The following is a 10,859-nucleotide window of genomic DNA, read 5'->3' as shown; positions in this document are numbered from 1 at the left end:
TCACAAATCTTATATCAGTTTTTAACGTTTACACAAAACTTGAAACGGTCTCGGTAAGTAGCCTTTTTGCGTCTAAGGATATTATCCTTCAATCTCAATTTTCAGTCCGGATTTAAGCACCACAGTGAAGTGGTCATCCCAGACATTGATCCGCTCAAGCCAGCGCTTTACCAGGGCCTCGTCGAAGGCTTCCAAGTGTGCGGGCTGCTGCTTGATGAAATCCTGCAGTTCATTGATGCGGGCAATCTGTGCGTCTCTGGTAGCAGTGTCAACAGTGCATTTTTCTCGCTGTTCCCGGAGTTTGAAGATCTCGTCGGCAATCTCATCATAGGCCTCTTTGTTATTGGCTTTTTTGAGAAGCTCTTTCTGGAGCTCCTGCAGTCTTTCGTCAATGCCATCAGCGGTTTTTTGCTGAGCACTACGGATCACCTTTGCAATGTTCTGCTGGAGTTGCGCCTGGTAGGTGGACTTATCGCCAAGGAGCGTGTTAATTGCCTGAACTACCACATTCTCCAATACCGTCTCATTGACGGTTCTTGCGTGGCATTCCTGCCCGGTCGGCTCTAGTCTACTGATGCAGCGCCAGACGATGGATTTGCAGCCACGGTTGTTCCAGTGGATTCTGCGGAACATTTCACCGCACTCGCCACAGATAACAATCTGTGCAAAGCAGTGGTTGCAACTGTAGGAGCGCTTTTTGCCATTGGCGCTTGTCTTGACCACTCGCCTGCGTACCAGCTCTTCCTGCACCCGTAAGAAAATATCCTTCGGAATAATTGCTTCGTGGTTGCCCTCCACATAGTATTGTGGCACGATGCCGTTGTTCTTGACTCTTGTCTTGTTCAGAAAGTCAGTGGTGTAGGTTTTCTGTAGAAGCGCATCACCGATGTATTTCTCGTTTCGGAGGATTTTGTTGATGGTGCTGGTCCACCACTTTGTTTTGCCAGCGCCGGTGAGTATGCCGTCTGCTTCCAGACCTTTTGCAATCCGATCCATCGAGTAGCCCTCCAGGTATTCCCGGTAGATGCGTTTTACCACCTCCGCTTGCTCTGGATCGATGATGAGATTCCCATCTGCATCCTTGGTGTAGCCGAGGAAGTGATTGTGATTTACCTGCACCTGGCCGCTTTGATAGCGGAATTGGAGTCCCAGCTTTACGTTTTGGCTGAGGGATTGTGATTCCTGCTGCGCCAGGGAAGCCATAATCGTAATCAGGACCTCACCCTTGGCATCCATTGTGTTGATGGCTTCCTTTTCGAAGAAAACGGGGATGTTCTTCTCCTTTAGCTTGCGGATATATTTCAGACAATCCAGTGTGTTTCTGGCAAATCGGCTGATGGACTTGGTGATGATCATATCGATGTTTCCGGCTTCGCAGTCGTCAATCATACGGTTGAAGTCCTCACGTTTTTTGGTGTTGGTGCCGGAAATACCATCATCCGCGTAGATACCGGCAAATTCCCATTCCGGATTCTTTTGAATAAGTTCTGTATAATGCTCGACCTGAGCATCGTAGCTTGTAGCCTGCTCATCGCTGTCAGTACTGACTCTGCAATACGCTGCGACTCTAAGCTTTGGCTTTGCATCCTGCTGCCTGGCAGTGTTTCCGACCTGCCGTTTTGCAGGGATGACCATAACATTTCCCATTATTTGACCTCGCTTTCTATCAGGCTGTATAGGTATTCTGCTTGCCTGACCGGATTTTCATAATTCTCTGTAATGTCACCAAGTCGAAAGGCGGTAGTTGGCCTTTTTATGATTGGTGCAATATAGCGGTCGTTCCGTCCGAGCTGCGTAGAGCGCTTGCTAAGCTCCGCACTGGCGGCATCGAAGGATGCCGGATCAATGATGGCCGGGTAGAAGTCATCTCCGAGGTAATGCCTGTTTAGCATCATGCGCTTGGCACCAGAATGGAGTAGGTTGAGCCCGGCTTCCTTTGCAGCATTGGTAAGGGATAGACCGCTTAAATAATTCTTGTAAAGCTCTCGAACTTGAGCGGCAGCAGCTTCATCTATCACTGCCTTGCCATTCTCGATCCGGTAACTGAAGGGTGTGTGTCCCATCAAATCATCTCCTTCAAAATAAGACCACAATGAAGTGCAAAGCCGATTTTCTGACGGCTATAAACCTCAATGTGATCCACGAATAGCTCAAATAATTCTTCACTGTATTCCAGCTGCATTTCTCCATGTTCGCAGAAGTGTAGCAGGCGCTCCGTCTCGTATACCTTTGTGGCATCCAGTGATTGGGAGCGATTTAGGAGCTCAATTTGGTCCCTATACTCGCCAGCCTGAGAGAGAAGGGCATTATTTTCCTGGGTATAAAGAATCTGGTCAATGTAGCCCTGTCCCATCAGCTTATGCAGGGTTTCTCGCTGTTCGGTGTTTTGCTCCAGCAATATTTCTAATTGCTGGATATTCAGAAGCGATGCATCTCCGCTGTTTTCCTGTAGCGCTTTCAAATAAGGCTTCAAGACCAGCTTGTGGCAGTAGACCAGCTTATTGATCATCGTGGTAAATGCCAGCTTCAAATCATCATCACGGATATAAAGCATAGAGCACCTGCTGGTGTCCTCCAGGTGAGTGTTGCACACCCAGGCTGCGTATTTCCCGTAGGTGCTGGAATGGATTCTCCTACGGAAGGTATTCCCGCATTCGCTGCAGATAATCTTGCCAGAAAAGGCATAGCGCTGCTGATACTTAGCATTTCCCTTCTTGATGCCTTTCTCACTTGCTCGTTGTTCAATCAAGGCTGATGCGGCTTCAAAATCTTCGTGGCTTATAATTGCTTCGTGGTGATCTGGCACATAGTACTGATCGAGGTGGCCGTCGTTCTTGTGGCGATTAAAATTGCTGTCGGTATAGGTCTTTTGGAAAATGCAGTCACCGGTGTATTTTTCATTCCTGATGATGTCGCGAATGCTGGTAGAGGTCCAGCGGCCGCTTTTCTTGGTTGGAACCTGTTCCTGGTTTAGCTCCTTGGCGATAGCCTCTGTGCCTTTCCCGGAAAGAAGCTCTCGAAAGATGCGCTTTACAATTTCAGCCTGCTCAGGATCCACCAGGATTTCTCCGTCCTTCCAGCGATAGCCGTAAGGCACATAGCCAAGCTTATAGGTTCCATCCAGGAAGCGTTTCTTAATACTCCACTTGTTATTTTCGGAAATCGAAGCGGATTCGCCTTCGGCCATAGAGCTTAGGATGGAAAGAAACAGCTCACTTTCCATCGAGCCGGTGTTGATATTTTCCTTCTCGAAATAGATCGAAATATCCAGTGACAGAAGCGTTCTTACTATCTCCAAGCAGTCTGTAGTATTTCGGGAGAGGCGGCTGATGGACTTGGTGATTACAAAGTCGATTTTCTTTGCTTTACAATCTTCGATTAGTCGCAGGAGCATTGGCCTTTTATCAGCCTTGGTGCCGGTGATACCTTCGTCAAAGTAGAGCCCTGCAAAGGTCCAGTTATCACGGGAGGTGATGTAGTTTTTATAGTGCTCTTTCTGTGCATCCAGACTTTCGAGCTGTGCATCAGAATCCGTGGAAACGCGGCAGTAAGCAGCCACGCGGAGCTTCTTTTTCGAAGCCAGTGAAGGTTGGATTTTATCGATTTTGGTTACCTTCTTCATGGTGATTCACCTCCTTTGTCAGTGTATATACATCACTCTAAAGGCCACATATATCAAGTGATTCTGGGCATAATCTCGACGAACATCGGAGAGAATGTATCGCGGTTTAGCTGCGTCAATTTGTTGAATTCCACCAAGGAAATAAGTCCAGCGGAGAGCAGCGCTTCGCTGGCTCTTTGGGCCATGAAGTAGTCGTGATCCTGTTGAATTTCGATGGATGATATCGGTGCGGCCTTTAGATGAGAAGCGATATCCGTTGCCTGTAATACTGCTTTTGTTTCTTTCTGCATGAAAAGTACCTCCAGTTTCAGTTCTTCACTTTCCCCTGGAGATTCGTGATGGATTTGAGCGGATAAAAATGACAAGGTGCATCAAGGTCTATGTATAAACTTCTCTATAGGCTATAAAAATAGGTCTATAGAAAAGTTAGGAAAGTATCATTGATACACCTTGCAGACAAAAAGAAAAAGGGCCTATAAGGATGCAAGTCCTCATAGACCCTGATGGTTATCCCAGTAATTCATTTACTTTTGCCTGTACAGACGCATAATCATATCCGGCAGAAGTAAGGCGATTTCTTCTGTCAGCGCCATTGCCCCAGTCGCCACGGATGACTTCACGCGCGATTTCATCCATGGATTTGAGCGTTGAAACAGAGGTACCGGATTCTGTTGTGATGAAGGCATCAAAACCGGCAGTCTTGAGCTTTGCCATCATGTTGTCAGCATTGGCTTTCTCACGATAGACACCGACTTGAATCTTATAGAGTCCTCCGATTTGTACCATATAGGTATCAAAGCCAGCAGCCTTTACGTGGGCAAGCTGGGCATCAGCATTGGCCTTGTTCTTATAAGCTCCGACTTGTACACGATAAAGGGTACCCTCGGTAGGGGAAGTTCTTCCACCAAGATTTGCAGTAACCCTTGCAGCCAGATCGCCCAGGCGGGCATAGAGCCAGTTGCCAGGGCAGGATTTGTTGGCAAACCATCTATGGACAGTGATCACCATTTCATCAGACTTCGGTGCATAATTCAAAGTCTTGTCCTTGTCTCCAAGCCACAAAAGCTTCTTCTTGCCATTACGCTTGCAGATATCGGTGCAGAGCGAGATAAGAGAAGCATAGACCTTATCATTCATCGCATAGGGCTCCGACATGTCAGAGGCACATTCGATGGTGATGGCTCTTTGGTCGTTTGCATTGGAAGAGGAGCACCAGCTACGGTTTTTCTCTTCAACACATAAGGAGATTCGTCCGTCAGTGCCGATTCCATAGTTGCAGGAAGCCTGACGAGAAGGGCTGGTAAAGCATCCGCAGATACTTTCGGCAGATAACTGACCGACCACGCAGTGTGGCGTGATTCGGTCGATGGAATGGGTTCTCTGTCCAGAGTGGTTTGGACTGAGCTTGGTATAGGATACCAAGGAGCTGTTCGTATAAGCCATTTTATTTATCCTCACTTTCTGCTCTGTCATGGAGCTGTTCTAAAACGGTTTTGATCTTCTCCGGTACCGGAAGGCCGAGATGCGCTGCATTCTCAAGAAGGCTTACACCCTCATTGGAAATGTAGAAAAAGATCACGGCGGTACGAAGCACACTACCGGTACCGATGACCTGCACATCAAGAACATTTGCAATCCCAACCAGCAGGAAGATGAGCACCTTTCGGCAGATGCCCTTAAAGCCCACTTCACTGGAGAGGTTTTTGTCTGCAATTGCATACATGACGCCTGTGATGTAGTCGATCACCACAAATGTGAGCAGTGCGTAAAGCAGACCGTCACAGCCACCGAGGAAGTAGCCAAGCCATCCTCCGACAGCTGCAAATGCAAGTTGAATCGTGTTCCAGAATTCCTTCATAATGTTTGTCCTCCTTTGAATTTTGGGTATGAAAAAAGCACCTCGTGATGAGATGCTTGATTCCGAAATGATACAGAGTCATTCCTCTGTAATGGTGTATGTGATTTTCATGGTCTTATCTGCGGTCTTGATGACCGGAGTGCCCAGGTTATTGATGGTAGCAAGGTAGGGAGTAATCAAGAACAGCTCCCGGTATAGATTGTAGACATTCGACCGAAAAATCCATTCACGAAGTGCATATGTTTTATACCGCACCATCTGATTTCGTCCCCAGGATGCGTAGCTTGCATCTGGCGTATCTCGTACATAGAGCTTTGGCTCGCCGTTCAAAAAATACCAGCCGTTGATCACGATGTCATCATCTACGATATAGGTCCACATGGTTGACGAGACATAGGTGATATTCGGTACCAGCTCAATGTTTGCCACATTGGTGGTATCAATGCGATACACCTGATTGCCCGTATAGCACATGAGCCATTTTCCACTCATACCCAAGCTGTAGAATTCACTGATGCCACTTGGAGCTACGATTTTCTGCGTGGTGCATTTATTGCCGTCAATACAGTCCATGTACCACTCGTAATCCTGGTGAGTGTAGTAGTCCTTGTTGCCGCTGGTGTGACTATATTTACGGTTTTCTCGCCTGACTAATCCATACCATTTTCCGTCAGCACCATGATACAGATAATTCCAGATTTCAGAATTGTCGCTATATGGTTCCTCCGTTCCATCCTTCTGTCCTCCTATGTAGTGGTAGTAGGAAGGGTAATGGTTCAGCTCAATCGTGGTTTCCTCATCGGCCTCCGTGGTCATTCTTGTCAGCGGCCGATCAACGAGCGCTGCATGAAGATAATCATCATGAATCTTTCGAAGCGTGGCCTCGGTGGAGTTATAATACGTTGTCATTTCCAAACGATATCCCTCACCAATATATACACGCTTATTTCCTCGCATACAGTAAGACTTATATTTATCCTGAACATTTGCTGACCAGGTTCCAATACGGACCATGTAGTTACCGGCATATTGCGTTCCTTTTCCGGCCAGCGTGTTGGATAGGCAGATAGCAGAAATCGTTCCATTTGCCTGTGAAGTAGCAAAGTCCCAGACAAAGCGGTAACCGCCATCCACTTCCTTGCTCTCGGTGAGGTTTCGACTACCTCGCCGGATATCCTCTGTGTTATTGGCATCATCCGAGGCATAGCCGATCAGCGGATTATCCAGCGGAGCATAGATAGTGTCTGCACGCTCCTCAAGTGCATTCTGGTATAAAAGGATGCCGCCCATGATGTTTTTCTTAAGCGGCAGCATCCAATCATCACCAGTGGAACCATTAAATGTGGTGCCGTTATAAAGCATTCCTTTAATGTTGCAGTTCAGAACATCCATCGCGGCTTCCGTCACCAGGTTTGTGTCTTCGTAGTGCTCCTTTTTGCCGGTATGGACATCTGTAAGCTCAATTACAGTTTTTCCTTTTAGCATAATCATTCCTCCACATTCAAATAGTCGGTTATAATGGATCTGACAAAGCCGTCTGCGCCGCTGACGATAAATCGATATTTTAGCTGTCCAGTAGTTGCTTTCTCCGCCCAGGAATCCACACTGATGGCTTCGAGAGCAGCCTTCGACATTCCGGATTTCTCCTCGGACAGCTTTGCCCACACAGCATTGATGCAGCTCCACCAGCTCGCTCCGTCATCAAAGGAGACCGCAAACAACACCTCGTCCGAGCAGTCAGCAGTTACCTTTTCAATGCCAAGAATCGTGGAATCTGACATATCGATGTTTTCGGAATAAAGCACCTGTGGAATTGGCACTCCTGTGTAGCTTACCTTCATGTCTGGGAAGAGATTTTCGGAATCATGCCAGTAAAGGATGGTCGGATCGTGCAGCGTGATGAGAGATTTAGGCTTGCCGATGTACGATGCTCCTAATGCGGTAGAAGAATTGAAACAGCCGAGGAAACATCCGACAGCGGAGAAAGTGGAAGCGATAAAGGATGCATTGAAGCATTTTGAGGTAATTTAATAATGATGAGCGTATCATAAAAACAGTGGTACGCTTATTTTTTTACCTATTTGTCTTTTCGCTGACTAATATTTTATCTGGTTAAAAAAGCGGAGGGCAGATTTTATACTAAACTGCCTGATTGATATAATTAAAAGCGTTCACTTTGCTATTGTTGACTGAAAGAGAAAAATCAAATATAATATAGTAAAGTGCCCAATCGTTGGTCTGATTAAGGGCGATTAAATAGAGGTGAAGATATGCTTCAGAATAAAGATATTGAGACACTGAGAATGTTGTTTAGCAGTCATAATTATGTTATGACTACTGCTGAACTTACAGCTTCAAAGTTATACTATGCAGATATAAAACAACTTTTAGACGAAGGATTGATTGAAAGAGTCAGGCGAGGTTACTATCACTGGACTCAAGATTATGGAGAAAGCGAAGTTGTCATTATCAATCGATTGTTTCCCGATGCAGTACTTTGTATGGAGACTGCCCTATTCTATTATAGATACAGTGACAGAAATCCTGCTGAATGGAACTTTGCAATAGATAAAAATGTCTCTAAGCGGCGTACAAAAATCGATTATCCGTTTATAAAGGCATATCGTGTAGAGTCAGAGTTGGTTACGCTAGGCGAAACCGAAGGTGAAATTGATTTCCACAAAGTCCGCATTTATGACCGTGACCGTACTATTTGCGATGTGCTGCGAAATATGAACAAGATGGATAAGGAGGTTTTTAATAAAGCAGTACAGGGCTATGTTAAAGACCCGAAAAAGAATATACCGAATCTTATAGAATATGCAAAAGTTTTGCGTGTTCAAACGCGTGTAAAAGAATTGATTGGAGTGTGGTTGTAATGGCAGATGTTGCAGCTTCCGTTCTGGCAAAGCTGAGAAATAAAGCAAAAGCTTCTGGTATCAGCTACCAGCAATGCTTGCAGCTTTTTGTGCAGGAAGAATTTTTGAGAAAACTATCAAAATCCGGGTGTGAGGATACGCTAATACTCAAAGGTGGATTGTTCATTTATACTTTAACTAATTTTGAAAGTAGAGCAACAATCGATGTCGATTTCCTGCTCCGTGGATACTCTAATTCAATAGATGATGTAAAAGAGTTGATTTGTAAAATCATCGACACACCGACAGGTAACGATTATATAGAAATGCGAGCAAAAGGCTTTGAGGAAATTTCTCCGCAAAGAAAATATCACGGTATTAGTACGCAGATTATTGCTCAAATAAAAAATGTGCGTGTGCCGTTTAATGTTGATATAGGTGTGGGTGATATTATAGTTCCTCGTGCTGAAGAACGTACAATCAACACTCAGCTTCCTGATTTTGAAGCTCCTGTAATCAAAACATATTCCCTGGAAAGCACTATTGCCGAGAAGTTTGATGCCATACTGCAACGCTTTGAGCTGACAGGCAGAATGAAAGATTTTTATGACATCTATTATCTTTCAAGGACATTCGATTTTGATGGTGCAAAATTGCAGTCAGCTATATTTGAAACTTTACAGAGGCGCGGTACTCCCTATGACAGAGACAGTTTTAAGCGTGTTGTTGCACTTGCCGATGATGAAGATATGCAGAAGCGTTGGAAATTCTTTTTGAAAACCATAAAAGATAATACACTTGAGTTTCCATTCGTCATTGAAGAAATCCAGACTTTCCTTGAGCCTGTGTTTGACGCAATTGTGAATGAGAACGAATGGCAAGAACAGTGGAACTTTATTATGAAATGGAATAAAAATGAAAGGAGTCCTAAATTATGAGTAGTGTACTTATTGTTGAACAGCGTGAGCAAGCAGGTTCTGACTCCTATAATAGATTTGGATATCAAGTTCATTGGATTGTATGCCATATAATAGGTAAACTTCAAGAAGATGCAGAGTGTATTGTTTTTTGTGAATTTCATGATGATATGGCTGAATTTTCTCCCAATAATCAGCAGTATCAGTTTTTTCAAATAAAGACAAAAGAAGATTCTTCTGACTGGACTATTGCGGAAATGTCAAAAGGGAAAAGAAAAAAAGTGGTAGCTACAAAAAATCTTTTTTAGGTTTTATTTTTTACAACTATTTGACATTTGGTGCTGAATGTTCGCATTGCCATTTTGTATCAAATAATGATTTTGATAAAGAGGTTTTGTTATGGCAGTCATATATTGAAGACGGGAAAAGACTTCAGACAGAAAATATTGCGTTATATGAAAAAATCAAAGACAGGATTAAAAATGAATTTTTAGATGATATGCCGAGCAATTTTGATTCTGTCTTTGAGGAGTTTATTCAGAATACTTTTGTCCATAAATCGGAATTGTGCGCCCAGATAAGGGCGAGTAGTCTAGCAGGTGGAATGCCTGTCTGGTAAGGTCTAACCAACCGCCAGTAGCGAGTCTTGGGTGACTGTCAGTAATGATAGTTGCTAAGCGTAGACAGCGAGAAAATAGAGAGTGCGATTGAGCCTCGAAATTTTGACATTTAGAAGGCTGACGTTCTAATTTCGACGGAAAGCAATACAAATCAATTCGCATTGGTGAGAAATGGTTTGCTTCTGCGGGGTCAAAGAGCACTTTATGTTTTACATTGTGATTATTCAGTCAACTGGGGAGAGCCTATTGTTTCTTGCCATTGCAAGTATGGCAAACAACTGCAAAACAGGAGAATGTCAAAAGAACAGTAGGCAGTCGGATAGCTTCATAGTACTGAAGAAGTTGTGTAATGCCAACGGAGGAAAGGGAGCTACATAATAATGGTCTTTCTGAGGACACATCAACCGTACTCAGGGACGGAGGTATTGATGGAAACGAAATTAGAAAGAATAGCAGAAATATCGGCAAATTCGCCGAGACCAGAGTTCACATCGTTGTATCATCTAATCAATAAAGAAATGCTTTTGCAATGTCACAAAGAATTAGACGGAAACAAAGCAGTCGGTGTTGATGAGATTACTAAGAAAGAGTACGGGAGAAATCTGGAGCAAAACATAGATGACTTGGTAGAAAAACTGAAAAGAAAATCATACAAACCACAGCCATCAATTAGGGTATATATCCCTAAAAGCAATGGAAAACTTCGACCATTAGGAATTGCGTGCTATGAGGACAAAATAGTCCAATTAGCATTAAAGAAGATACTGGAAGCTATCTATGAACCGAGATTTCTGAACTGCATGTACGGATTCAGACCAAATCGAGGATGTCATAACGCAATAAAAGAACTGTATAAGAGATTAAACAACACGAAAATCTGCTATATTGTGGATGCTGACATCAAAGGATTCTTCGACCATATGAAACATGAATGGCAAGATTGTAATGTTCTGCCATCTCATGATAAGTTGTGTTTAAGGCAGT

General features: G+C 44.2%; 12 protein-coding genes. 4 read left to right on the top strand and 8 right to left on the bottom strand.

Annotation, left to right across the window (positions count from 1 at the left end; translation table 11 throughout):
• Positions 1-81: 81 nt before the first annotated feature.
• The 8 genes from DW251_RS17215 to DW251_RS17180 all read right to left on the bottom strand — a co-directional run bounded on the left by DW251_RS17215 (position 82) and on the right by DW251_RS17180 (position 7,285).
• Positions 82-1,647, bottom strand: coding sequence for a recombinase family protein (locus DW251_RS17215; RefSeq protein WP_118301864.1), 1,566 nt, complete (start codon positions 1,645-1,647; stop codon positions 82-84).
• Entirely contained in the window at positions 1,647-2,063 is a 417-nt protein-coding gene (locus DW251_RS17210; RefSeq protein ID WP_118301863.1) for an integrase, read from the bottom strand. The genes DW251_RS17215 and DW251_RS17210 overlap by 1 nt, the downstream gene beginning before the upstream one ends.
• A complete protein-coding gene (locus tag DW251_RS17205) occupies positions 2,063-3,622 on the bottom strand; it encodes a recombinase family protein (RefSeq protein WP_118301862.1) in 1,560 nt (519 codons plus the stop codon). The genes DW251_RS17210 and DW251_RS17205 overlap by 1 nt, the downstream gene beginning before the upstream one ends.
• 53 nt (positions 3,623-3,675) lie before the next feature.
• Complete coding sequence (locus DW251_RS17200; protein ID WP_243035028.1) at positions 3,676-3,912, bottom strand: SHOCT domain-containing protein; 237 nt, start codon at positions 3,910-3,912, stop codon at positions 3,676-3,678.
• A 217-nt stretch (positions 3,913-4,129) separates the two neighbouring features.
• On the bottom strand, positions 4,130-5,065 hold the full coding sequence (locus DW251_RS17195; RefSeq protein WP_118301861.1) for an SPOR domain-containing protein: 936 nt from the start codon (positions 5,063-5,065) through the stop codon (positions 4,130-4,132).
• 1 nt (position 5,066) lies between these two features.
• The gene (locus DW251_RS17190; RefSeq protein WP_118301860.1) at positions 5,067-5,480 is read right to left on the bottom strand and encodes a phage holin family protein; all 414 of its coding nucleotides are present in this window, start codon (positions 5,478-5,480) and stop codon (positions 5,067-5,069) included.
• Between the two features lie 78 nt (positions 5,481-5,558).
• Complete coding sequence (locus DW251_RS17185) at positions 5,559-6,965, bottom strand: hypothetical protein (protein WP_118301859.1); 1,407 nt, start codon at positions 6,963-6,965, stop codon at positions 5,559-5,561.
• 2 nt (positions 6,966-6,967) lie between these two features.
• Positions 6,968-7,285, bottom strand: coding sequence for a hypothetical protein (locus DW251_RS17180; RefSeq protein ID WP_182433652.1), 318 nt, complete (start codon positions 7,283-7,285; stop codon positions 6,968-6,970).
• Positions 7,286-7,750: 465 nt separating this feature from the next.
• Between DW251_RS17180 and DW251_RS17170 the strand changes: the two genes are divergently transcribed.
• From DW251_RS17170 to DW251_RS17150, 4 genes are all read left to right on the top strand, one after another.
• Positions 7,751-8,359 carry a type IV toxin-antitoxin system AbiEi family antitoxin domain-containing protein gene (locus DW251_RS17170; RefSeq protein WP_028087997.1) on the top strand — a complete coding sequence of 203 codons (609 nt, stop codon included), beginning with the start codon at positions 7,751-7,753 and terminating at the stop codon, positions 8,357-8,359.
• On the top strand, positions 8,359-9,276 hold the full coding sequence (locus DW251_RS17165) for a nucleotidyl transferase AbiEii/AbiGii toxin family protein (protein ID WP_118301858.1): 918 nt from the start codon (positions 8,359-8,361) through the stop codon (positions 9,274-9,276). The genes DW251_RS17170 and DW251_RS17165 overlap by 1 nt, the downstream gene beginning before the upstream one ends.
• Complete coding sequence (locus tag DW251_RS17160) at positions 9,273-9,563, top strand: dsDNA nuclease domain-containing protein (RefSeq protein WP_118301857.1); 291 nt, start codon at positions 9,273-9,275, stop codon at positions 9,561-9,563. Before DW251_RS17165 ends, DW251_RS17160 begins: the two co-directional genes overlap by 4 nt.
• Before the next feature lie 740 nt (positions 9,564-10,303).
• Positions 10,304-10,859: reverse transcriptase domain-containing protein (locus DW251_RS17150; RefSeq protein ID WP_243035026.1), on the top strand; the 556-nt coding region annotated here is incomplete at its 3' end.

The sequence above is a fragment of the Clostridium sp. AM22-11AC genome (assembly GCF_003473545.1).
In the GTDB taxonomy this organism is placed as follows: Bacteria; Bacillota; Clostridia; order Lachnospirales; family Lachnospiraceae; genus Enterocloster.
This window is presented reverse-complemented; position numbering and strand designations above follow the sequence as displayed.